Origin of the sequence: Streptomyces dengpaensis, from assembly GCF_002946835.1 — a bacterium.
Lineage (GTDB): Bacteria > Actinomycetota > Actinomycetes > Streptomycetales > Streptomycetaceae > Streptomyces > Streptomyces dengpaensis.
Genome location: NZ_CP026652.1, coordinates 5759866 through 5782360 on the forward strand (window position 1 = coordinate 5759866; position 22495 = coordinate 5782360).

17 protein-coding genes and 1 pseudogene are annotated in these 22495 nt (G+C 68.3%); 13 read left to right on the forward strand and 5 right to left on the reverse strand.

Going from position 1 to position 22495, the window contains the following annotated elements; translation table 11 throughout:
- The first annotated feature begins 77 nt into the window (after positions 1-77).
- From mrdA to C4B68_RS26735, 5 genes are all read left to right on the forward strand, one after another.
- Positions 78-2369, forward strand: coding sequence for a penicillin-binding protein 2 (gene mrdA / locus C4B68_RS26710; RefSeq protein WP_099499271.1), 2292 nt, complete (start codon positions 78-80; stop codon positions 2367-2369).
- 34 nt (positions 2370-2403) lie between these two features.
- A complete protein-coding gene (rodA, locus tag C4B68_RS26715) occupies positions 2404-3603 on the forward strand; it encodes a rod shape-determining protein RodA (protein WP_099499270.1) in 1200 nt (399 codons plus the stop codon).
- A gap of 272 nt (positions 3604-3875) precedes the next feature.
- A complete protein-coding gene (locus C4B68_RS26720; protein WP_099499269.1) occupies positions 3876-5411 on the forward strand; it encodes a CYTH and CHAD domain-containing protein in 1536 nt (511 codons plus the stop codon).
- Positions 5412-5616: 205 nt separating this feature from the next.
- Positions 5617-7569 carry a TIGR03960 family B12-binding radical SAM protein gene (locus tag C4B68_RS26725; RefSeq protein WP_099499268.1) on the forward strand — a complete coding sequence of 651 codons (1953 nt, stop codon included), beginning with the start codon at positions 5617-5619 and terminating at the stop codon, positions 7567-7569.
- 952 nt (positions 7570-8521) lie between these two features.
- Positions 8522-9436 (forward strand): phosphotransferase enzyme family protein, encoded by a 915-nt coding sequence (locus tag C4B68_RS26735; RefSeq protein WP_099499266.1) that lies wholly within the window; start codon positions 8522-8524, stop codon positions 9434-9436.
- 3 nt (positions 9437-9439) lie between these two features.
- Here the strand turns inward: C4B68_RS26735 and C4B68_RS26740 are convergent.
- A pseudogene (locus C4B68_RS26740) lies at positions 9440-10815 on the reverse strand (sporulation protein).
- Between the two features lie 207 nt (positions 10816-11022).
- Here C4B68_RS26740 and C4B68_RS26745 point away from each other — a divergent pair.
- Positions 11023-11577 (forward strand): ATP-binding protein, encoded by a 555-nt coding sequence (locus C4B68_RS26745; protein ID WP_099499265.1) that lies wholly within the window; start codon positions 11023-11025, stop codon positions 11575-11577.
- A 323-nt stretch (positions 11578-11900) separates the two neighbouring features.
- Positions 11901-12197: a hypothetical protein gene (locus C4B68_RS26750; RefSeq protein ID WP_099499514.1), complete on the forward strand. Its 297-nt coding sequence runs from the start codon at positions 11901-11903 to the stop codon at positions 12195-12197.
- Between the two features lie 410 nt (positions 12198-12607).
- Here C4B68_RS26750 and C4B68_RS26755 read toward each other — a convergent pair whose 3' ends face one another.
- Complete coding sequence (locus C4B68_RS26755; protein ID WP_099499264.1) at positions 12608-13387, reverse strand: GntR family transcriptional regulator; 780 nt, start codon at positions 13385-13387, stop codon at positions 12608-12610.
- A gap of 163 nt (positions 13388-13550) precedes the next feature.
- Here C4B68_RS26755 and C4B68_RS26760 point away from each other — a divergent pair, with 163 nt between their 5' ends.
- The 4 genes from C4B68_RS26760 to C4B68_RS26775 all read left to right on the forward strand — a co-directional run bounded on the left by C4B68_RS26760 (position 13551) and on the right by C4B68_RS26775 (position 17068).
- On the forward strand, positions 13551-13895 hold the full coding sequence (locus C4B68_RS26760; RefSeq protein WP_099499263.1) for an SCO3933 family regulatory protein: 345 nt from the start codon (positions 13551-13553) through the stop codon (positions 13893-13895).
- The gene (locus C4B68_RS26765; RefSeq protein WP_099499262.1) at positions 13895-15196 is read left to right on the forward strand and encodes an FtsK/SpoIIIE domain-containing protein; all 1302 of its coding nucleotides are present in this window, start codon (positions 13895-13897) and stop codon (positions 15194-15196) included. Before C4B68_RS26760 ends, C4B68_RS26765 begins: the two co-directional genes overlap by 1 nt.
- Entirely contained in the window at positions 15193-15390 is a 198-nt protein-coding gene (locus C4B68_RS26770) for a hypothetical protein (RefSeq protein ID WP_099499261.1), read from the forward strand. The genes C4B68_RS26765 and C4B68_RS26770 overlap by 4 nt, the downstream gene beginning before the upstream one ends.
- A gap of 301 nt (positions 15391-15691) precedes the next feature.
- Positions 15692-17068, forward strand: a complete 1377-nt coding sequence (locus C4B68_RS26775; RefSeq protein WP_099499260.1) for a replication initiator — start codon at positions 15692-15694, stop codon at positions 17066-17068.
- A gap of 167 nt (positions 17069-17235) precedes the next feature.
- Here the strand turns inward: C4B68_RS26775 and C4B68_RS26780 are convergent, their stop codons facing one another.
- From C4B68_RS26780 to C4B68_RS26785, 3 genes are all read right to left on the reverse strand, one after another.
- A complete protein-coding gene (locus C4B68_RS26780; protein ID WP_099499513.1) occupies positions 17236-18798 on the reverse strand; it encodes a recombinase family protein in 1563 nt (520 codons plus the stop codon).
- Positions 18799-19097: 299 nt separating this feature from the next.
- Positions 19098-19268 (reverse strand): hypothetical protein, encoded by a 171-nt coding sequence (locus tag C4B68_RS42090; RefSeq protein WP_167458946.1) that lies wholly within the window; start codon positions 19266-19268, stop codon positions 19098-19100.
- Positions 19269-19638: 370 nt separating this feature from the next.
- A complete protein-coding gene (locus tag C4B68_RS26785) occupies positions 19639-20223 on the reverse strand; it encodes a TerD family protein (protein ID WP_099499259.1) in 585 nt (194 codons plus the stop codon).
- A gap of 170 nt (positions 20224-20393) precedes the next feature.
- Here C4B68_RS26785 and C4B68_RS26790 point away from each other — a divergent pair, with 170 nt between their 5' ends.
- Together C4B68_RS26790 and C4B68_RS26795 are read left to right on the forward strand one after the other, a co-directional pair.
- A complete protein-coding gene (locus C4B68_RS26790) occupies positions 20394-21578 on the forward strand; it encodes a hypothetical protein (RefSeq protein WP_099499258.1) in 1185 nt (394 codons plus the stop codon).
- Between the two features lie 48 nt (positions 21579-21626).
- Positions 21627-22430: a TIGR03936 family radical SAM-associated protein gene (locus C4B68_RS26795; RefSeq protein WP_099499257.1), complete on the forward strand. Its 804-nt coding sequence runs from the start codon at positions 21627-21629 to the stop codon at positions 22428-22430.
- Positions 22431-22495 lie beyond the last annotated feature (65 nt).

Consider the following 22495-nt stretch of genomic DNA (forward strand, 5'->3'; position numbering starts at 1 on the left):
ACAACGGTGTCTCCACGCACAAGTTCGCCGGGTACTCGTATGTCTCGTGCACACACTGAGAGGGGGAGGCAGCCGCAGTGACCAACATCCCCGAGACCGGTCGGACTCCACGGGTCCAGATCCGGCTCATCGTCATCCAGATCCTCGTCCTCTCCCTCTTCGGCACCCTCGGCGGACGCCTCTGGTACCTCCAGATCCGCAACGGCGACGAATACGCCAAGGAAGCCTCCGGCAACCACGTCCAGCAGGTCGTGCAGCCCGCCGTGCGCGGCTCGATCCTGGACGCGCGCGGCGTGCCGATCGCCGACAACGAGACCCGGCTCGTCGTCTCCGCCTCCCGCACCGATCTGCTGAAGATGAAGGACGACGGCAAGGCCGTCCTCACCAAACTCGCCGGTGTCCCGGGCGTAAAGCCCCAGGACGTCATGGAGAAGGTCCGCCTCTGCGACGCCAAGACGCCGCAGCCGTGCTGGAACGGCTCGCCGTACCAGCCGATCCCGATCACCGATGAGGCCACCCCCAAGCAGGCCCTGCAGATCCGCGAGCGCTCCGAGGACTTCCCCGGCATCACCGCCGAGCCGATGGCCGTGCGCCGCTACGCCGCCCCCGGCCAGGCCAACACCGCCCAGGTCCTCGGCTATCTCTCGCCCGTCACCGACGAAGAGATCACCCAGGCCAAGGACACCGACTCGCCCTACCTCCGCTCCGACCAGGTCGGCCGCAGCGGCCTCGAGCGCCAGTACGACAAGGAGCTGCGCGGCAAGGCGGGCGTCACCCGCTACGAGGTCGACAACCTCGGCCGCGTCATCGGCCAGGCCAAGAGTGACGAGGCCGAGGCCGGCGCCAACCTCGTCACCAGCATCGACGCCCGCGTGCAGCGGGTGGCCGAGTACGAGCTGAACGAGGCCATGAAGGAGGCCCGCAAGCAGTTCGACGACAACACCAACGAAAACTACAAGGCGGACTCCGGAGCCGTCGTGGTGATGGAGGCCAAGACCGGCCGCGTCGTCGCCATGGCGTCCAACCCGTCGTACGACCCGAACGCCTGGGTCGGCGGCATCTCCGGCAAGGACTACGCCCGGCTCACCGGCAAGAAGTCCAACTACCCGCTGCTCAACCGCGCCACACAGGGTCAGTCGGCACCCGGGTCCACCTTCAAGGTCATCTCCACCGCCGCCGCCGTCGAGGCGGGCTACGACTTCAACGGCCGCTACCCCTGCGGCAGCTCGTACTCGATCGGCGGCCAGGTCTTCAAGAACTTCGAGTCGCAGAGCCACGGCCCGATCAGCCTAGGCCGCGCCCTCGAGGTCTCCTGCGACACCGTCTTCTACGGCCTCGCCCACAACGAGTGGAAGAAGGACGGGGGCATCAAGCCCAAGAAGGACGCCAAGGACTGGTTCTACAAGGCCGCCCACCAGTTCGGCCTCGGCAAGGAAACCGGCATCGACCTCCCCAACGAGGTCACGGGCCGCGTCCCCGACCGCGCGTGGAAGCAGGCCTACTGGAAGGCCAACAAGGACGCCTGGTGCAAGAGCGGCAAGAAGGACGGCTCGTACGTCGAGAAGATCGCGTACGAGAACTGCCTCGAAGGCAACCTGATGCGCGCCGGTGACTCCGTCAACTACTCCATCGGCCAGGGCGACACCCTCGTCACCCCGATTCAGATGGCCACGGTCTACGCGGCCATCGCCAACGGCGGCACCCTGTACGACCCGGCCGTCGGCAAGGCCGTCATCAGCGCCGACGGCAAGAGCGTGCGGGAGATCAAGCCCAAGACACACGGCAAGCTGCCGATCAACAAGAAGACGCTCGCCGAGATGAACGAGGCCCTCGCCGGCGTCGCCACCCGCGGTACGGCCGCCTGGCGCTTCGGCGGCTGGCCGCAGGACGAGATCCCGATGCACGCCAAGACCGGTACCGCCGAGGTCTACGGCAAGCAGACCACCTCGTGGTTCACCACGTACACCAAGGACTACACGGTCGTCATGACCATCTCCCAGGGTGGTACGGGCTCCGGCGCCTCCGGCCCCGCCGTGCGCAACATCTACAACGCGCTGTACGGCGTCTCCGAGGACGGCGAGATCGACAAGTCGAAGGCCCTGCTGCCCACCCCGCAGAAGAGCCTGCCGAAGATCCAGACCGACGGCTCGATCGACGCACAGGCGATCTCCGAGTACCCGGCCAAGAAGAAGGCCGACGAGGACGAGCGGACCGGCGAGGACGAGCAGGCCGACGAGACGGACACCTCCGACCCGGCCGACCAGCAGCTGCCCGCGGGCACTTCGCCCTCGCCCACCGAGAGCAACCGCGACACCCGCAGGCGCACGGCCCGCCCGAAGAAGCGGCGGGGGAAGAGGATCCCGACATGACGACAGCGGCGACGAAGGTGCTGAGGATCCTGACATGACCGGAGCGAACAACTTCTCCGTCTCCGGGTACGGACCCGAGCGCGCGCGCTGGACACGACTGTTCGCCCGCGACTCGCTGGCCCGCCGCCTCGACTGGCCGATACTCCTGTCGGCCATCGCGCTCTCGCTGATCGGTACGGCCCTCGTCTACTCGGCGACCCGCAACCGCACCGAGATCAACCAGGGCGACCCGTACTACTTCCTCGTCCGCCACCTCATGAACACCGGCATCGGCTTCGCCCTGATGGTCGGCACGGTCTGGCTCGGCCACCGCACCCTGCGCACGGCCGTGCCGATCCTGTACGGCATCTCGGTCCTGCTGATCCTCATGGTGCTGACCCCGCTGGGCGCGACGGTCAACGGCGCGCACGCGTGGATCGTCCTGGGCGGCGGTTTCTCTCTCCAGCCCTCCGAGTTCGTGAAGATCACGATCATCCTGGGCATGGCGATGCTGCTCGCGGCGAGGGTGGACGCGGGGGACAAGCCGTACCCGGACCACCGCACGGTGGTGCAGGCCCTGGGCCTCGCCACCGTCCCGATCCTGATCGTCCTGCTCATGCCCGACCTCGGCTCGGTCATGGTCATGGTGATCATCATCCTCGGCGTGCTGCTCGCCTCCGGCGCGTCCAACCGCTGGGTGTTCGGCCTGCTCAGCGCAGGTGCGGTCGGAGCGGTGCTGGTGTGGCGGCTCGGGGTGCTCGACGAGTACCAGATCAACCGCTTCGCGGCCTTCGCCAACCCCGACCTCGACCCGGCCGGCGTCGGCTACAACACCAACCAGGCCCGGATCGCCATCGGCTCCGGCGGCCTCTTCGGCACCGGCCTCGGCCAGGGCTCCCAGACCACGGGCCAGTTCGTCCCCGAGCAGCAGACGGACTTCGTCTTCACCGTCGCCGGCGAGGAACTGGGCTTCGTGGGCGCCGGCCTGATCCTGGTCCTGCTGGGCGTGGTGCTGTGGCGCGCCTGCCGTATCGCCCGCGAGACCACCGAGTTGTACGGCACGATCGTCGCGGCCGGCATCATCGCCTGGTTCGCCTTCCAGTCCTTCGAGAACATCGGCATGACGCTCGGCATCATGCCGGTGGCGGGTCTGCCGCTGCCCTTCGTCTCATACGGCGGCTCGTCGATGTTCGCGGTGTGGGTCGCGGTGGGGTTGCTGCAGTCGATCAGGGTGCAGCGGCCCATGTCGGCGTAGGGGGCTGCGGACTGGGTTTTCGCCCCCTCCGCCCCTGCCCGTCCCGTCCTTGGGGGCTGCCTGCCCCCCAACCCCCCTGTCGCGCTGACGCGCTCGTCCTCAAACTCCGGACGGGCTGAAAACCAGCCCCTCCGGCGTTTGAGGAGCGGGGTTCGGGGCGGAGCCCCGGGTACGGGAAGGGCACGGGCGGAGGGGGCGAAAACACGCCTTCCCCACCAGCCCAGAAACGATGCGCACTGCCATCCCGGCCCCTCGCGCACTAGATTCAGGTCATGGCGGACACAAAGCGCGAGATCGAGCGAAAGTACGAAGGTTCCGCAACCGGCGACGACGCGGGACTGCCGGACCTGACCGGCGTCTCCGGGGTGTCGAGCGTCATCGACAAGGGCGTAGCCGAACTCGACGCCACGTACTACGACACCCCCGACCAGCGGCTCACCGCCGACTCCCTCACCCTCCGCCGCCGCACCGGAGGCGGAGACGCGGGCTGGCACCTCAAACTCCCCGTCTCCGAGGGCGTCCGCGACGAAGTCAGGGCCCCGCTCTCCGACACCGTGCCCGCCGAACTGACGGACCTCGTCCGCTCCCGCGTACGCGACGCCGAACTCGTCCCCCTCGTCCGCCTGCGCTCGGCCCGCGACATCCGCCACCTCGTCGACGCCTCCGGCGCCCTCCTCGCCGAGGTCAGCCTCGACCGCGTACGCGCCGAACGGCTCAGCGGGGGCGAGGGCACCACCGAGTGGACCGAGATCGAGGTGGAACTGGCGGACGACGGCGACCCCGCCTTCCTCGACAAAGTCGAGGAGAAGCTCCGCAAGGCGGGCCTGACCCGCTCCACCTCGCCCTCCAAGCTGGCCAAGGCGCTGGGGGAGACGGAGCAGGCCGAGAAGACGGACAAGCGCGAGAAGCCCGCGACGGCCACCACCCCCGAGGAACCCGTCACCGCGGGCGACCACGTCCTCGCCTACGTCCGCGCCCAGCGCGACGCGATCGTCGAAATGGACCCCGCCGTCCGCCGCGACGTCTACGACTCGGTGCACCAGATGCGCGTCGCCACCCGCCGTATGCGCAGCACCCTCCGGTCGTACTCCAAGGTCCTGGACCGTGCCGTCACCGACCCCATCGGTGAGGAACTCAAGTGGCTGGCGGCTGAGCTGGGTGTCGGCCGGGACCAGGAGGTACTGGCGGAACGCCTCACGGCCGCGCTCACCGAGCTCCCCCCGGCACTGGTGGCCGGCCCCATCGGCGACCGGCTGAACACCTGGGCCCACGCCGGCGGGTCCGACTCCCGGGGACTCATGATCGCCGTACTGGACGGGGAGCGGTACCTGCGGCTGTTGGAGACCCTGGACTCCCTGCTCGCGGATCCGCCGCTGCGCAAGGCGGCCGGGGGCGACCCGGAGAAGGTGCTCGGCAAGGCGGTCACGCGGAGCTTCGGCAAGCTGTCGGACCTGGTCGGACAGGCCCTCGACCTGTCGCCCGGCGCGGACCGGGACCTCGCGATGCACGAGGCCCGCAAGAAGGCCAAGCGCACCCGGTACGCGGCCGAGGCGGCCGCCCCCGCCCTCGGTAAACCCGCGGCCGGTCTGGTCAAGTCGACGAAGTCCCTGCAAACCCTGCTCGGCGACCACCAGGACAGCGTGATGGCCCGCGAGACCTTGCGTGAACTCGCAGGTCAGGCGCATGAGGCGGGGGAGGACACGTTCACGTACGGCGTGCTGTACGGGCGCGAGGAGCAGCGGGCGGCGGAGGCCGAGGCGGCGCTGCCGGAAGCCTGGGAGGGGGTCAAGGGCAAGGCGGCGGTCTAGAGGCGGTCCGCCGGTGCGGCGGGAAGGGGAGGCGCGGCGGCCCGGGACGTGCGGAGGCGAGGCAGGCCGGGCAGCGCGGAGCAAGGAGCGAGGCGGGCCGGGCAGTGCGGAGGCGAGGCGGCCCGGGCGGCGGGACGGTGCGGTGGCCCTCTCCGACCGCGTTAGGCTAGACAGTCATCCCTGTCAGCTCACGAAGGTTCGCGAGATGCCTGCCGAATCGGTCTTCCCGCAGCTCGAAGCTCTGCTCCCGCATGTGCAGAAGCCGATCCAGTACGTCGGCGGAGAGCTCAACTCCACGGTCAAGCCCTGGGACGCCTGTGACGTCCGCTGGGCCCTGATGTACCCCGACGCGTACGAGGTCGGGCTGCCCAACCAGGGCGTCATGATCCTCTACGAGGTACTGAACGAGCGCGAGGGCGTCCTCGCCGAGCGCACGTACAGCGTCTGGCCGGACCTGGAGGAGCTGATGCGCAATCACCAGGTCCCCCAGTTCACGGTGGACAGCCACCGCCCGGTGCGTTCGTTCGACGTGTTCGGCCTGAGCTTCTCCACGGAGCTCGGCTACACGAACATGCTGGCCGCTCTGGACCTGGCCGGGATCCCCCTCGAGTCCAAGGACCGCATGCTGGACGACCCGATCGTCCTGGCCGGCGGCCACGCGGCATTCAACCCCGAGCCGATCGCCGACTTCATCGACGCGGCAATCATCGGCGACGGCGAGCAGGCCGTGCTCGACATGACCGAGATCATCCGCGCCTGGAAGGCGGAGGGCCGCCCCGGCGGCCGCGAGGAGGTCCTGTTCCGCCTCGCGAAGACCGGCAACGTCTACATCCCGGCGTTCTACGACGTCGAGTACCTCCCCGACGGCCGTATCGCCCGCGTGGTCCCGAACAAGTCCGGCGTCCCGTGGCGCGTGTCCAAGCACACCGTCATGGACCTCGACGAGTGGCCGTACCCCAAGCAGCCGCTCGTCCCGCTCGCGGAGACGGTCCATGAGCGCATGTCGGTCGAGATCTTCCGTGGCTGCACGCGCGGCTGCCGCTTCTGCCAGGCGGGCATGATCACGCGTCCGGTGCGCGAGCGCTCGATCACCGGCATCGGCGACATGGTCGAGAAGGGCCTGAAGGCGACGGGCTTCGAGGAGGTGGGCCTCCTGTCCCTGTCCTCCGCGGACCACTCGGAGATCGGCGACATCGCCAAGGGCCTGGCGGACCGGTACGAGGACGACAAGATCGGCCTCTCCCTCCCCTCGACCCGCGTGGACGCCTTCAACGTCGACCTGGCGAACGAGCTGACGCGCAACGGCCGCCGCTCGGGCCTGACTTTCGCCCCCGAGGGCGGCTCCGAGCGCATGCGCAAGGTCATCAACAAGATGGTCTCGGAAGAGGACCTGATCCGCACGGTCTCCACGGCGTACGGCAACGGCTGGCGCCAGGTGAAGCTGTACTTCATGTGCGGCCTGCCGACGGAGACGGACGAGGACGTCCTGCAGATCGCCGATATGGCGATGAACGTCATCGCCGAGGGCCGCAAGGTCTCCGGCCAGAACGACATCCGCTGCACGGTGTCGATCGGCGGCTTCGTCCCCAAGCCCCACACCCCCTTCCAGTGGGCGCCCCAGCTCTCCGCCGAGGAGACGGACGCCCGCCTGGAGAAGCTCCGTGACAAGATCCGCGGCGACAAGAAGTACGGCCGCTCCATCGGCTTCCGCTACCACGACGGCAAGCCCGGCATCGTCGAGGGCCTGCTCTCGCGCGGTGACCGCCGCATCGGTTCGGTCATCCGCGCGGTCTACGAGGACGGCGGCCGCTTCGACGGCTGGCGCGAGCACTTCTCGTACGACCGCTGGATGTCCTGTGCCGAGAAGACGCTGCCGGAGTTCGGGGTAGACGTCGACTGGTACACCACCCGCGAGCGCTCCTACGAGGAGGTCCTCCCCTGGGACCACCTCGACTCCGGTCTCGACAAGGACTGGCTCTGGGAGGACTGGCAGGACGCCCTCGACGAGACCGAGGTCGAGGACTGCCGCTGGACGCCGTGCTTCGACTGCGGCGTGTGCCCGCAGATGGACACTTGGCCACAAGTAAGTAACAGCGGCAAGAAGTTGCTGCCGCTGACGGTCAAGAAGGACGCCGCGACCAGCGGACACGCCCACTGACGTGAGTGAGGCGTTGCAGCGCATCGTAGAGGCCCTGGGGGACGGCGGCGAGGAAGAGGCTGCTGCCGCCCTGAGGGCGCTCGGTGCTCAAAGCGGGCGGCCGAGGATCGTGCGGCAGGCGCCGAGAACGCCCCTGCCGCCGCCTGGGAGCTCTTCGGCCGTCCACTCCGAGGTGGAGTGGGTCTGAGGCCGGAAATCCTTTCTCTGGGCCAGTTGCGTCACTCGTGGGCCCGCGTGTAGACCTGCGCACGCGGGCCCACAGCGCTCTATCGGCGACTGCCCAATGCCAGGAACGGCGACACGAATGCTGCCGCCTCGGCGGGGCTTGCCTTACTGGCGTAGATCAATACGAATCCGCCGATCATGGCCACAGCTCGAAACAGAGCCGTCGGCCACGGTGACGGGGGTGGCTGGCCACCCTTGTCTGAAGAGTTCATACTGAAGTTGCCCCTTCCGCAGGAGGTGGGCAAGGCATAGAGGTCACTTGTTTCGTTTCTCAGGCGTGCAGGTGACCTCTTCCTTGCTTCTGAAGGTATGCATGCACCTTCAGGTGGCCAAGCTTCCCCCCTGGGGGTCCTGCGAGGCAATTCCGAAGGCGCCCGGCCTTCGAAATATTGCGGCGATTCGCCCTCTTTTGCCCCCTGAATGGGGCATTCCGTGTGACCGACGTCACGATATTGCCTTCAATTCCAAGGCTGAATCCCTTTAAATTGAAGGTAGTTGCGGCTCTTTGGTGCGCTTAAGCCTTCGAATCTTCGCTCTTCGGGCTGGGTTGGTTACGTCAAACCTCGTCGGCAAGGCGATGGTCTGGTGTGTCCGTGAGTCACGCACGGCCCCCTCGTCGCGGATCGGTCTACTCGATACGGTCGATGTCGTGTCTGGCGCACGTCGGGTTGGTCGCCCGTACGCGTGCGCTGGTTGATCGCGCGCGACTAGGGGAGCTGGTACGGGCATGGCGGTTGACGCTGCTCGGTCGGAAGAGGGATTCACGTCGGCGAGGGCTACGCGGGTGATGGTCTCCGCGTGCCGGGCTGCGGGGCTCGACGATAGAGGCGTGACCTTGATCCGCCTTGGAGAGAACGCGTTGTTCCGGCTGGCCTCGGCCCCGGTGATCGTGCGTGTGGCCCGTGGGCAAGAGTGGCTGCCGAAAGCGCGTGTTGAAGTGGCGGTCTCTCGATGGCTGGCAGGGGAAGGGTTTCCTGCTGCTCGCATCGTTGAGGATCTTGAGCAGCCGCTCGTGATCGATGGCCACCCCGTGACGTTCTGGCACCTGATCGTCGAGGGTGACCGGAAGGCGACTTACGGAGAGTTGGGGGGCGTCCTGCGGGACCTGCACTCTTTGACGGTGCCGGAGGGGCTTGAGCTGCCCTCGTTCGAGCCCTTCGACAAGCAAGATCTGAGGCTCAACCGGGCCGTGATCCCGGAGGATGACAGGGTCTTCCTGCGGAAGCGGTGGAGGGAACTGCAAGACAGGTATGCCGAGTTGCGGTTCGAGACGCCTAAAGGGCCGGTGCACGGTGACGCCCACGTGCAGAACCTCATGGTGGACGATCAGGGGCAAGTGATCCTGATCGACTTCGATGCCTTCTGTTTCGATCACCCGGAGTGGGACCTGATGGTTACGGCGGTGGAGCATCACAGCCTTGGGTGGCAGACCGATGAGCAGTACGCCGACTTTGTGGCCGCGTACGGGCGCGACCTGTACGACTGGGAGGGGTACAAGACGCTGCGTGGACTGCAAGAGTTCGGCATGACGACGTGGCTGATGCAGAACGTGCAGGAGGACGAGCAGACAGCGGCCGAGTATCGCCGGCGCATCGCTGGCCTGCGCAATGACGACGCGCCTCGGGACTGGCAGCCCTGGTAGCCGCTACCCGTCGTCGTCCTCCAGGCGGGCGAGCGCGTCGTGCACCAGGTCGTTGAAGGCGGCCACGGTCGGGTTCGCCGCGTGGGTGCTTACCTCGGTCTGGAAGTCGGTCACGTAGCGCAGGAAGCGGGAGGACTGGAGGCTGTCGCCGCCGTCCACGGCCAGGCTGGCGGTTGTGACGGCGGCTTCCAACTCGCCGTTCAGTAGGTGGCTTTGGGCGAGCACCATGCGGCAGAACCCCAGGGTGCGGGCGTACTTCGGGTCGGTTTCGTCGACCGCGCGCTGTGCGGCCTCGACCGACTCGCGGGGCATCTTGAGGTCGCGGAAGCAGTGGCAGAGTTCGCCCATGAGTTCCGCGGAGTCGAAGTAGCCAAGCCATGCCGGGTCTTCGGCCGTGTCGGCGCGCTCAAAGTGGCGTTCCGCTTCGTTCATCGCGCGGCCCGCTCCGGTCGGGTCACCTGCGTTGGACAAGGCGCGGGCTTCCATCGCTGAGTAGTTCGCCATGGCGCGTGGGGTGGCCCGTCCCTTGGCACCCTCGACGGCGGCGCGGGCGAGTTGGATGGCCTGGGCGTGGTTCCCGAGGTAGTTGGCTTGGTGGCTGAGGTTGCCGAGGATGCGGGCGCCGAACATGCGGTCGTCGATGACCTGCGACAGACGCAGCGTGGAGGTCAGATAGCGGTGGGCGAGCGGGTGGTTTCCGGTGTCGTACGCGGTCCATGCGAGCAACTGGGAGACCTCGGCGGCGGCGCCGAATAACGCGTTGCCGACCCTCTCGCTATAGCTGGCGTCCAGCAGGGGCAGAACTTCCTGGCGGAAGAGTGGCGCAATGCCTTGTGGCCGTGACCTCCGCCGTACTTGAAGTCGAGTTGCATGAACATGCTGGCGGCGTCTCTGATGGCGCGTACGTCGCGCATGCCGACGCGTTGGGGTGCGGGTCTGTCGGGCTGGACGCCGTCGGGGCGGGCGATCATCCATGAGAGGACGGCTGAACTGAGGTCGGCCTCCGCGATGATCAGTTGGTCAGAGGCGGGGGCTTCGGGGCTCTGGTCGGCGAGCCCCTCCAGCATGGACAGGACATCAGGGACGCTGCTCGGGTAGCCCACCGGCTGCGGGGCGCTCGACCGCGAGTGATCGAAGAAACCGAGATCGCCCGGTGTGATGCGACGGCCAAGCTTGGTGCCCAGTACCTCCGCCATGATCGCCGCTGTCTGCGGCTGGATGCCCGCGCCGTCCCGCCATCGCTGCACGGAGACGTGCGTCGTACCGAGACTCACGCCGCGCTGGGTGGCGGCGTCCTGCATCCGCTTCGCTAAGCCCTTGTTCGAGACCTTCGCTTCGTACATGACGGCGACTAACCGCGCGTTCGGCTCTCGGCTCATGCTCCCCTGCCAACCCGAGAATGACAGCGAGTGTCCATCGTGTCACAGCAGTGCCGCCTTGGGGGGTTCGTTGGTGAACCCCCTTTGCATTCGCCGGTGTTCACGTGAACCCCCTGGTGAACTCTCCCGGCCGCGCTTCCTGCGGCGTTCACTGGTCGGCACAGATCAACGGGCTACAGGGCCCGTCAGCGCTCGGGAGGGAAAGCGGTGGAAGCACAGCAGAGCAAACACGCAGCGAACGCCTCGCTGGAGGCCGCTTCGTGCCGCTCGGCTCACGACCCGACCAACGGACACTTCCGGGCGTTGACGCTCTTCGCGGAGTCGCCGGACTGCGCCAAGGACGCGCGGGACATGGTCGGCTCGTACCTCCAGACCTGGGGGGTGCCGCACGCGGTGGATGCCGCGCAACTGGTCGTGTCGGAGCTGGTCGGCAACGTGGTGCATCACGCGGTGCCGGATGACTGCCTTGCGCGTCCGGGTGCTGGACGGCGCATCGACGTGTCGCTGATGACCTGGCCTGAGGTGCTGGTCCTCGGTGTGTCGGATGAGGACTCGACTCCGCCCGATCTTCCGCCGGGTGAGTTCGTCTCGCCTGAGCTGGCGGGGGACTTCGTCGAGGCGCTATTGCCCGACCGGGGACGCGGGCTGCTGATCGCTCAGCGACTGGCCGAGTCGGTGTGGTGGTCGGCCGCGATCAAGGGCGGCAAGACCGTGTGGTGCCGCTTCGATCTCGGCAAGTTGAAGGCCGAGAACTCGGCCTGACAGGCGCCGGGTCGCCGCCCTGGTCTACTCCCTCGCGATCGGGAGCGGGCGGCGATCCGGTCAACGGCCGGAGTCCGACCACTCTGGCCAAGGGGCGCGGCTCCTCGGATGCCTCCGGGGGCTCCCCTCCCGAGCGAGGGGCCGCGCTTCACAACCTCATACCGAGACCGGACCACCCCCGCGCCTGGCAGCAACTGGGGTGGTCCGGCAGGGGACGCGGTGGCCCCCGGTGCCTGATGGTACCGGGGCTGCCGTGCTGCATTTATGCCCTGGGCCAATGAAGTTGACGATCCATTACCTAGATCAGGGCAGAGGTGGGCAAGGTGACCGGCGCGGGTGAGGACTGGCTGCGGGACGGACTGGACACGGAGGACGCTGGCTCCGGTCTGTGGGTGCCGGGGATTGACTACGTGGCGGGCTGGCGCGGTGCGCGGGAGGCTGCGGACGACCTGAATCGGGCGCTCCTCGGAGCAGGGTTCGAGCTGTCGGAGGTGCGGGCCGTGGCGTCCACGAGCGAGGACGGGCGCGGGGCCGTACGGGTGGCGGGCTGGCCGGATGCCATGGCGCGGCTCGCCGGGTTGCTGGGGTCGATCGCGGACGGCGACGGCGGTGCGGCGTGAGGCGCGCTTTCGCTGGTGAGTGCCGCGCGTGGGCACGTCGCCGGCCGCAGAGACTTTGGGCGGTAGCTGCCATGGGGCGAGTGAACAGGGGGCCCTACGCTGGCCCGGCGAATCGGGCAGGTACTGGACCTGCCCGCTGGTGTGCCCGATGGGCTCCCTGTTCTTCGAGGCTCGCCCCGTGGGAGCTGCCTAAAGTCTCGGAGGCCGTCGACCCCCAGCCACGTGGGCCCCGGCCCGAGACGGCCAGTAGATGTCTCTCCTCCTCGGGCGTGCTGCGGTGTGGGGCGTCGGGCGTCCGGCCGGGACCGGCGGTCACGCCGCACGCCCGGCCGGGGCGGCCGGGCGGCCCGGCGCGCCGCAGGCGCGCCCTTGAGGAAGTGAAGACGTATTCGACCGATGGCCGTCGACGCTCAGGCGCGGGGGCGTCGCGCGGGCTGCTCGTCGGCGGTGAGCCGGTAGGCGAGTTCGGCGCGATCCGCACCGGTGCGCAGCTCTTCGAGGATCAGCGGGCGGTCGTTGGTGCCGTGCGTGACGCGGGCCAGGTGCAGCATCGGGGTGGCGTCTGGGAGCTGGAGCGCGGTCCGCTCGTCGGGAAGCGGCATCCGGGCGCGGACCGTCTCGGACCACGACAGTTTGTGTCCGTCCTGAGTGAGGAGCCAGTAGATCGCTGCTGGGCGCTTGCAAGGCTCCTCAGCAAGCAGCGGGATGCTCTCGGCCACCTCGAAGGGGATCAGCGTGCGGTGCATGGCGCGCGTGCCGGTGCCGGGGTCGATGAGCAGTCGGTCGCAGGCGAACAGGGCTTCTTCCTCGCTGAGGTCGAGCAGGCGGCCCGTGGCCTTCGTGGTCCGTGTGCGGTACGGGGTCGGATCCTCGGCCTCGTCCCAGACGTCGCCGTTGGGCATCACGAACCGCCCGTCGGGCGTGCGGCTCACCCGGCGCTCGATGGTGATGGCGGGCTGGCCGTCGGAGCGTACGAAGCTGCCTTTGCCGTGCCGCACCTCGATCAGGCCTTCCGCGCGCAGTGCAGCGATGGCGTTGCGGACCGTGGGACGGGACACCTTGTAGCGGCCGATGAGCTGGGCCTCGGAGGGGAGCGGGGCGCCGGGCTCGAACTCGCCCGACAGGATCGCTTCCCGGATCGCGGCGGCGACCTGCTGGTAGAGGGCTCCGGGGCGTTGGATCTCCGTCATCTCGGCATCTCCGGGTTGAGGTCGTAGGCACGTCGCACGCGCGACATCACTCGTCAGCATAAGTAGTTGCACTCTCGCCGTACAGGACTTCATAGTCATAACTCATAAGGACAAGTGACGTCACGTCGAGAGTGGCGTCCTGGCTGGCCAAGGAGGCCAAGAAATGCAGTCCATTCCCGTGGACACGGCGCGGCTCGGCGTACTGCGGTGCGCCATCGCGCCCGAAGCGAAGATCAGCAACTCCGAGACACAGGAGGTGAAGAAAGACCGCGACGGCAACCCCGTCTTCACCGTGGCCGTGACGGTGCGGCAGGACCGGCGCCGCATCTCGGTGATCGAGATCGCCGTCGCCGGTGAACCGAAGGGGATCGAGGAAGGGCAGATCGTCAAGGTCACCGGGCTGGTGGCGTTCGCCTGGTCGATGGGCGACCGGCACGGAATCAGCTTCCGCGCGGACGCGATCACACCCATCGGCGCTCCGGCCGCGGGCAAGGCCGGTGGTGCGTGATGAGCGCGATCCTGATCGCCTTCGCGCTGGCCATGCTGGCGTGGGTGCTCGTCCTCGGCGACCTGGTCCGGCGGCATCGCCCGGTCTGGCACTGGTACGTCACCGGATACCCGGTCACCGCCTGGCGGGTGCTGTATACCTGGCGCAAGGTCGCCACGCTCAACGACCTCGCGGTCTCCCGCCGTCCGCCGCGCGGGCTGCTCGGCGACGTGGTGGTCAAGGGTGATCCGCTGCGGCCGGTGACTCCGCGCCTGTCGTTCCCGCGCGCTACTGCCATGGGCCTGACCGTGACCGTGCGCCTGCACGCGGGCCAGACCCCGGCGACGTACATGAAGGCGTCCGATGCCCTCGTACATGCGTGGAAGGTCCACGCGGTACGGGTGACCTCGCCCGAACGCGGCCTCGTCCTGCTGACCGCCACGGCCAGCGATCCGCTTCAGCGGCCCGGCCTGGCAACCGCGCCCACCGCGCTGCTGTCCGCGCTCATCGGCGCGCTGGAGAGCGGCGGGGCGTGGGTGATGGACCTGCGTTTGGTGCCGCACTGGCTCATAGCCGGGGCCACCCGCTCGGGCAAGTCGACGCTGCTGGCCCGGCTGATCACCCAACTCGCTCCGCAGCCCGTCGCCCTGGTCGGCATCGACTGCAAAGGCGGCATGGAGCTTGGCCTGTTCGCCGGACGGCTGAGTGCTCTGACTACCTGTCGGCGTGAGGCGGTCGCGGTCCTGGCCGCGCTCGTCGTCGACATGCAGGACCGCATGCGCGCCTGCCGTGCGGCGGGCGTCCGCTCGATATGGGAGCTGCCTGACAAGGTGCGGCCGGTACCGGTCGTGGTGATCGTCGACGAACTGGCGGAGCTGTACCTCTCCGACGGCAGACGCGAGAGCAGGGCGGAAGCCGAACAGTGCTCCACACTGCTGCTCCGCCTCGCGCAGCTCGGTGCCGCGCTCGGCATGCACCTGGTCGTCGCCGGACAACGCGTCGGCTCCGACCTCGGCCCCGGCGTCACCGCCCTGCGGGCCCAGCTCGGCGGCCGGATCTGCCATCGCGTCAACGACCCCGGCACAGCCGAAATGACCCTCGGAGACCTGAACAAGGACGCCGTGGCCGTCGCCCAAGCCATCACAGCGGAGGAACAGGGCGTGGCCGTCTGCACCGGCCCGGATGGCGGCTGGAGCCGCGCCCGTTCCCACCTCACCACCACCGAACAGGCCATGGCCACAGCACGCAAACACGCCGCCCTGACCCCGGAATTACCCGCCGTGGACCGCGCTCTTGCGGCGCTGGAAGGAGACGACAAGTGATCAGCGAAGGTACGGCGTTCACGTTCGCGGTGATCTTCGGGATCATCACCGTCCTCCTCGTCCGCTCCCGCGACGTACGCGCCTGGGAAGCGGTCTGCGTCGGCCTCTTCGGCGTCTACCTGGGCCAGACCCCCGTGATCTACACCGTCCACGGGTTGGTGACCTGGCTCATCACCGGCTTCTCCCACACCTGAGCAGGAAGGACAGACGTCATGCCCATGCCTCGCGTGAGGTGCCCCCACTGCAAGGGCGACGGGGCCCGTAAGACCTGGACTGGACGGCTCCGCCGCTGCCGGGTCTGCCGGGGCACCGGAACCATCCGCTGACTGGCGATCACCACAACTCGCCACCCACGCAAGGAGTGATCCCCATGCCCCACAACGCGCCACCCACCATCATCAGTGCCGCTGCGGCGGCCCACCCCGGAAGGTCACCACCATCACCCCGGCCCTCACCGCGGCTGACAGGCGCGCCGTCCTCGACCGCGCGGCGCGCCTGCGCCAGCTCCCCGAAACAGACCGCGACGCCATACGCATCGCCCAAGAACCCCAGTACACAAGATGGTTGGAGCAGATCACCGCCACCGGCGGCTGCGCCCACCCCGTCCACCTCTCCGGCTCGACCACCACCCTGGACGCGGAAACCGGCGAGATCCTCCACCACTACGACACCCACGACGAACCCGGCGAACGGCTCTCCGTCCGCTGCCGCAACCGACGTGCCACCGTCTGCGCACCCTGCTCCCGCCTCCACGCGGGCGACACCTTCCACCTCGTCCGCGCGGGCCTGATCGGCGGCAAGAACGTTCCCGCCACGGTCCGCCACCGGCCCCGGCTCTTCATCACGCTGACCGCCCCGTCCTTCGGCGCGGTCCATCGTGCCGGGGAGCTGTGCCGACCGCGTCGCGACGGCGGCAGGTGCCAACACGGTCGCCCCATCAGCTGCGGCGCCGCCCACGACGCGACCGACCTTCTCGTCGGCCAACCCCTCTGCCCCGACTGCTACGACTACACAGCTCACGTGCTCTGGCACGCCAACGCGGGCAAGCTGTGGGACCGCTTCGTCATCGGCGTCCGCCGACACCTCGCCTCCTCGGTTGACCTCGTACAGTCCCGCTTCCCGGAACACGCCCGGCTGTCTTTCGCGCGCGTCGCGGAGTACCAGCGGCGGGCGGCCGTCCACGTGCACGCCGTCGTCCGCCTCGACGGCCCGGCCGGTCCGGACGACGAACCCCCTGCCTGGGGCACTGCGGACCGACTCAGCGACGCCGTACGTGCCACGGCCCGGCGGCTCCTGGTCCGCACGCCTCACAGCCCCGCCGTGGGTGAGTTGGCACTCCGCTGGGGCGTCCAGGTCGACGCCCGTCCGCTGCGCGCCGACGGTGCCGGACTCGACGACGACGCTGTGGCCGCGTACGTGGCCAAGTACGTCACCAAGGGGGCGGGCGACACAGGCGCCGGCACCGACCATAGGGTCTCCACCTGGGACGACATCGACATGGCACCCGTGAGCGAACACGTCCGCACCCTCATGCGAACCTGCTGGCGCCTCGGCGGCCTCCCCGAGTACGCGCCGCTGCGCCTGCGCACCTGGGCTCATACGCTCGGCTACCGGGGCCACATCCTCACCAAGTCCCGCGCCTACTCGACGACGTACGCGGCTCTGCGTGCCGAACGCGCCCACCACGTCGGCCATTCCGACATTCCCAGCACGGTCACAGATGCGCACTGGCGCTACGTCGGCTCTGGTCACACCCCCGGCGCCGCTCTCATCGCGGCCGGGATCGCCGAAGACCTTGCAGAGTCCCGGCGGATCGGCGCAGACGCGAGGCAAGAGGGGGGTGGGGCCAATTACCCCTCTGCCCGAACCTGAGCCCAGGGACGACGGGACTGTGAGCCTGATCGACAGTGAGATCGTGATCGTGGATGAGGACGGCACGGAAGAACCGTTCGACGCCACGTCGTGGTTCGAGTGACACACGAAGCCGCCTGCCCCTGCACACGGGGAAGGCGGCTGTGTTCGTGTGCGGCTGGGCAGTGTCAGAGGGCTTCCGCGAAGTCGTCCTCTCGGATCACGAGCCGCTCGCGTACGTCCTTCGGGATCAGCAGACGGAGGTGCACTTTCGGGGCTCGCACCCTCGGCACCTTCGTGCGGGTGACCTCGCACCGGATGCCGACTCGGTACAGGTCTGCGGCCATGGCTTCCATGCCGCCTTCCTGCCAGTGCTCGCGGAAGGTCTTCCCGTCGTGGACGTTGACCCATCGGTCCTGTGCCGTCTCGGGGTCGATGGCTTCCAGTTCCCCGATGAGCTTGTCGAGCGTCGCCTCTGCCTGCTCCTTCGTGAACCGGGTCTTCGTGTACCGGCCCCCGGGTTCGAGTTCCTTCATGTAGAGCGCGATGGACTCTTGAAGGCGCTTGATCTCTCGGCGTACTTCGGCGCCCTCGGCGTACTGGCGAACCTGTACGGGGAAGTCGCCGAGAACCTTGAGCACGTCCTCCACGAGGCGCTCGTAGACCTGCTCGGGGTTGGGTGCGCCGAGTCCGCCGCTCTTGCAGTTGCGGCAGCGTAGGTAGTGGTAGGTCCCGTACGTGTTGTTCGTGATCTGTACGGTCATGTTCGTCTTGCAGTCGGCGCACAAGAGGACGCCGAGGAAGTGGGTTGCTCCGCCGACACGGCGCGGAGGCTGGTTTTTCTTGCGCTTGTCGAGAGCTGCGCCGAGGGTTTCGAACTCCTCCTCAGTGAAGACCGGGGGAGCAACCTTGATCGGCCTGCCGTCCTTGCCGAGGATCGGTTTCGAGCGCCGTTGTCCACCGTGCTTGTCCTCCTCTACTCGGTAGCCGAGGAGTGCAGGGTTACGGAGGCGGCGGTGAAGTGTTGCCACGGTGAGTCCCTGGCTCATGAGTCCGGATCGCTTCAGGCAGCGCACCATGAACCGGGCGGAGCGTCCTCGAAGTGCCATGCGTCGAGCCCAGTGCAGCGCCTTGTACGCCTGGGGATCTATGACGAGAACGAGTTTCCCTGACTCGTCGTCATCCGTTACGTAGCCGAAGGCCGGTTTACCGATGATCCAGTCTTCTTGAGTCTTCGCGTAGTCCCACAGACTCATGACCCGGGTAGAGGTGTTGGCCGCTTCGATCTCGGCGATACCACCAATGATCGTGACCATGATCTTTCCGGCTGTCGTCGTGAGATCAAGGCTGTCGTTCTTCGAGACGAGGTTCTTCCCGCGCTTCAGGCTCCACTCGATCATCGTTGAGAGGTCAGAGAGGCGGCGTACGAAGCGGTCCAGCTTCCAGAAGAGGATCTCGTCGAACTCGGGGGAGCGGTTGTTCAGCCAGTCTCCGAGTTTCTTCCTCTTCCATGGCGGCACCTTCGTTGCCGACACGTTCAGATCCGAAGCGACACCGACGACTCGACAGCCGCGCTCCCTGGCCAGGATGCGAAGGTCAAGTTCCTGCCGTACTGGCGACGTCGTGTCATCGGTCAACACAGACAAGCGGATAGATAGGAGAGCCCGAGGAGCGTCCTCGGGTAACAGGGACTCGGCCCGCTTCAGCTCCGCTAACAGAGCAAGGTCGGCCTCGGTCCACTCGGCTTCCACGCTGTAGGCCGCTCGGTCTGCCACGAGTCGGCGCTGTCCTCGTTTCCTCATGCTGACCAGCGTAGGGATAGTTTTAGAGGTTTTTCCATATGCCCGGCGATGGACACTTCCATCCAGATCGGCCCGACGGGCAAGAAGCTGCTGCCGCTGACCGTCAAGCAGCCCGCGAACAGCGGGCACGCCCACTGAGGTACGAGTGAGTGCGGGTCGGCTGGCGGCCCACCAGCGGACCGGCCGCAACACGGAAGCCCCTCCCCGATCAGGGAGGGGCTTCCGTGTTGCGGTGGCCAGGTGAGGGATCAGGTGCCGACGCGTGTGCTCGCGCCCGCCCCGGCGTCCAAGCGCAGCTTGGCGGGGCTTACCACGCCCGTCGCCATGATCAGCGCTAGCGAGGCCAGCACGCCGGCCTTCCTGAACCTGTCTCGCGCCACTGGGCCCAGCAGCGAGGTCGTCCTGTTCGCTGGACTCATGTACATGCTCCTTGCGTCAACTGGATCGGGCCGTGTCCCGAATCCAGTCAGAGCTTGAAGTGTGCACATGGCTCTGATTGGCGCGCCCCGTCGGAACGTGCACGCATATCGGCAAATCGGAATAATCGGCCGCTCTAGATGGGGTAATGGGCAATAAATTGATGTGATGTCAAGCTCGCGGGGATCAAATCGGCGCGCCGATCCGGCCCGCCTTCCGTATGGAGGGAGCCCTCAGGATCCGGCGTCGTACGGCTGCGGGTGACTTTGCGAGGAGCCGCGGCCCGGGCGCCACGTGGTCGCCCGGGCCGCAGGGGTCCGGTACTGCTCGCCAGGTGCCGCTCGCCGCTTGTCGCGACCCGGCGACGGCGAACTACTTGCTGACGGCGAAGCGCATCAGCGCGTGTTCGTCGCCCTGCTTGATCTTCCCCGTGACGTTGATGACCTCGAGCTTCCAACTGCCGTCGACCCGCACGGCCTTGGCCACTGCGCAGCCGTTGTCGTGGGTGAGCAGGCTCGGCCAGATGTCGGCGACCTGCTGGGAGCTGCCCCCGGTCGAGTCGTACACCTTGAAGCTGATGTTGCGCGCCTTCTGGAAGGAGCTGCCCTTCTTGTACGCGGCGGCGACGAACACGATCGCCGTGACGTTGGGCGGCATCCGGGAGAACTCGACCGTCACCGTCTCGTCGTCGCCGGTCCCGCGGCCGGTCTGGTTGTCGCCGCTGTGGACCAAGGCGCCGTTGCCCATGGGGTCGAGCGAGTCGAGGCCCGCGAGGCGCACCGGCTCCGCACCCTGCATCGCGATGGCGATCAGGTCGAGGTCGGTACCGGTCTTGCGGCGGAGCATGCCCACCACACCGCCGCTGCTGCCGGAGGTGGGATCCCAGGACACGCCGATGGACAGATGGGTCACTCCGTCCAGATCCGCCGGGCCGTCTTCCTTCGTGAGCGTAATCATGCGTGGATCATCCTCTTGGTGACGGGACTACGACAGGAAAAGTGTGCCTGGAACTTCGCGAAATGCGCCTGGAACTTCTGGAGTTCACCGCACCTGGGCGATCAGTTGCCGTTTTGTTGCGAAGTGCCGAGCACTGCATCCGGCGCAGTCGATGTCGCGTCTACCCGGGCATGGAGATCGAAAAGCCGTCCGGCCCGCAGCCCGCGGAGCGCGCCGAGGGATGCCTCGCCGTCGCGATCCGCGTCCCCGTACGCATCGTGGTGCTCGTCCTGGTCGTGCCGGTGCGGATGGTGTGGGACGCGCTCGTCGTCGGCGGGCGGTTCCTGCGGGACACCGTGCTGCGGCCGGTGGGGCGGGCCCTGGCGTGGGCGGCGTGGGCGGTGTTCGTCTTGCCGTGGGTGACGCTGTGGCGGTACGTGCTGGTGCCGGCCGGCAGGGGGCTGGCGTGGCTCGGGCATGTGCTGCTCGTCGTGCCCGCGGTGTGGCTGTACCGGACGGTGCTGACACCGCTCGGGCAGGCGATCGCCTGGGCGGCGCGGGGGACTTGGGCCGGGCTCGCCTGGCTGGGGTGCGGGATCGGCGCCGGGGTCGCGTGGGCGGCTCGGGGGATCGGCGTCGCACTCGCGTTGGTGTACGTGCGGCTGCTCACGCCCGTCGGGCACGCGATCGCCTGGCTGTTCAAGGGACTTGGGCTGGTGCTCGCGGCCGTCGGGCTCGGGGTGTACACGGCCGTGGCCTGGCTGGTGCGGTATCTCTTCGTCGTACCGGCCCTGTGGTTGTACGAGTGGGTCCTCGCGCCCGTCGGCCGGGCGATCGCCTGGCTGGCGCTGGGGCTCGTGTGGCTCGTACGGATGATCTTCACCGGGATCGGTGCCGCGCTCTACTGGACGCTGCGCATCCTGCTGGTGCTGCCCGCGCTCGCCGTATGGCGGTGGGTGCTCGTACCGATCGGGCGCTTCCTCGCCGTCATCGGGAGGGAGACCGGCGAGGCGCTCGGGCACGCCTGGCGCGTCGCCGGGCACATCTCGCTCGCCGTCGGCCGGTTCCTGGGGCGACTCTTCCGGTGGATCTTCGTGGAGCCGGTGCGCTGGGTGTATCAGGCCGTGCTGACGCCCGTCGGGCATGCCGTACGGAACACCGTCCTGCGGCCCGCCACCGAGGCCGCGCGCAGCGTGGGACGGGCGACACGGCAGGCCCTGACCGACGCCCGCGACTCCGCCCGGCAGGCACGCGCCGACTTCCGGCGGATGCTCTTCGGGACGCCTCGGGAGCCGCAGCCCGTGGACCGGCGGGAACCAACGGCTGGTGGGACACGTACTCTAGGTAGCAGTACGACCGCTCTCACGAAGGACTGAACGACACTGGGCAAGCGACAGCCCGAAGGCCCGCCGCCCGCACCCGCGGTGCAGCGCATCCGACTGCGCTACACCAAGCGCGGCCGCCTCCGGTTCACCAGCCACCGTGACTTCCAGCGCGCCTTCGAGCGTGCGCTGCGCCGTGCCGTGGTGCCGATGGCGTACTCGGCGGGGTTCACGCCGCATCCGAAGGTGTCGTACGCCAATGCCGCACCCACCGGCACGGGCAGTGAGGCGGAGTACTTGGAGATCGCGCTCACCGAGGCGCGTGATCCGGAGAAGCTGCGCGAGCTCCTCGACGAGTCGCTGCCCGCAGGGCTCGACATCATCGACGCGGTCGAGGCCCGCACCTCGGGTCTCGCCGACCGGCTCACCGCTTCCGTATGGGAGCTGCGCCTCGACGGCGTGGACCCGGCGGAGGCGGAGCGCGCGGTCGAGGCCTTCAAGGCGGCCGACACCGTCGAGGTCCAGCGCAAGACGAAGAACGGCATGCGCACCTTCGACGCGCGTGCCGCCGTAGCAAGCCTTGAGACGCACAACGCAGCAGCAAGCAGTAAGAGCGACGGTCCACAGGCTGATAGGCCTACCGACCAGCCCTGTGCGATACTGCGGCTGGTTGTTCGGCACGTGACGCCTGCCGTACGACCCGACGACGTCCTGTCCGGTCTTCGCGCCGTGGCCGACCTGGCGCCGCCGGTCGCCGCAGCGGTGACCAGGCTGGCGCAGGGGCTGTTCGATGAAGAGACCGGCACGGTGACCGACCCGCTCGCGCCCGACCGCGAGGCAGTCACGGCCGCCCCAGCCGATCGATCCGGGGTCGCCGCATCTGCCGCCGCGAAGGCGCCGGCGTAAGGAAGGTCCCGCGTAGGGACGGATGTCGTAGCGCCGCCCTCGTATCCGGGAGCCACCTGGGTCGG

What these genes read in the sequence shown, in the direction of transcription:
- rodA (WP_099499270.1), top strand. Translation starts at nt 2,404, where the DNA reads ATGACCGGAGCGAACAACTTCTCCGTCTCCGGGTACGGACCCGAGCGC.
- C4B68_RS26720 (WP_099499269.1), top strand. Translation starts at nt 3,876, where the DNA reads ATGGCGGACACAAAGCGCGAGATCGAGCGAAAGTACGAAGGTTCCGCA.
- C4B68_RS26725 (WP_099499268.1), top strand. Translation starts at nt 5,617, where the DNA reads ATGCCTGCCGAATCGGTCTTCCCGCAGCTCGAAGCTCTGCTCCCGCAT.
- C4B68_RS26735 (WP_099499266.1), top strand. Translation starts at nt 8,522, where the DNA reads ATGGCGGTTGACGCTGCTCGGTCGGAAGAGGGATTCACGTCGGCGAGG.
- C4B68_RS26755 (WP_099499264.1), bottom strand. Translation starts at nt 13,387, where the DNA reads ATGACGGAGATCCAACGCCCCGGAGCCCTCTACCAGCAGGTCGCCGCC.
- C4B68_RS26760 (WP_099499263.1), top strand. Translation starts at nt 13,551, where the DNA reads ATGCAGTCCATTCCCGTGGACACGGCGCGGCTCGGCGTACTGCGGTGC.
- C4B68_RS26765 (WP_099499262.1), top strand. Translation starts at nt 13,895, where the DNA reads ATGAGCGCGATCCTGATCGCCTTCGCGCTGGCCATGCTGGCGTGGGTG.
- C4B68_RS42090 (WP_167458946.1), bottom strand. Translation starts at nt 19,268, where the DNA reads ATGAGTCCAGCGAACAGGACGACCTCGCTGCTGGGCCCAGTGGCGCGA.
- C4B68_RS26785 (WP_099499259.1), bottom strand. Translation starts at nt 20,223, where the DNA reads ATGATTACGCTCACGAAGGAAGACGGCCCGGCGGATCTGGACGGAGTG.
- C4B68_RS26790 (WP_099499258.1), top strand. Translation starts at nt 20,394, where the DNA reads ATGGAGATCGAAAAGCCGTCCGGCCCGCAGCCCGCGGAGCGCGCCGAG.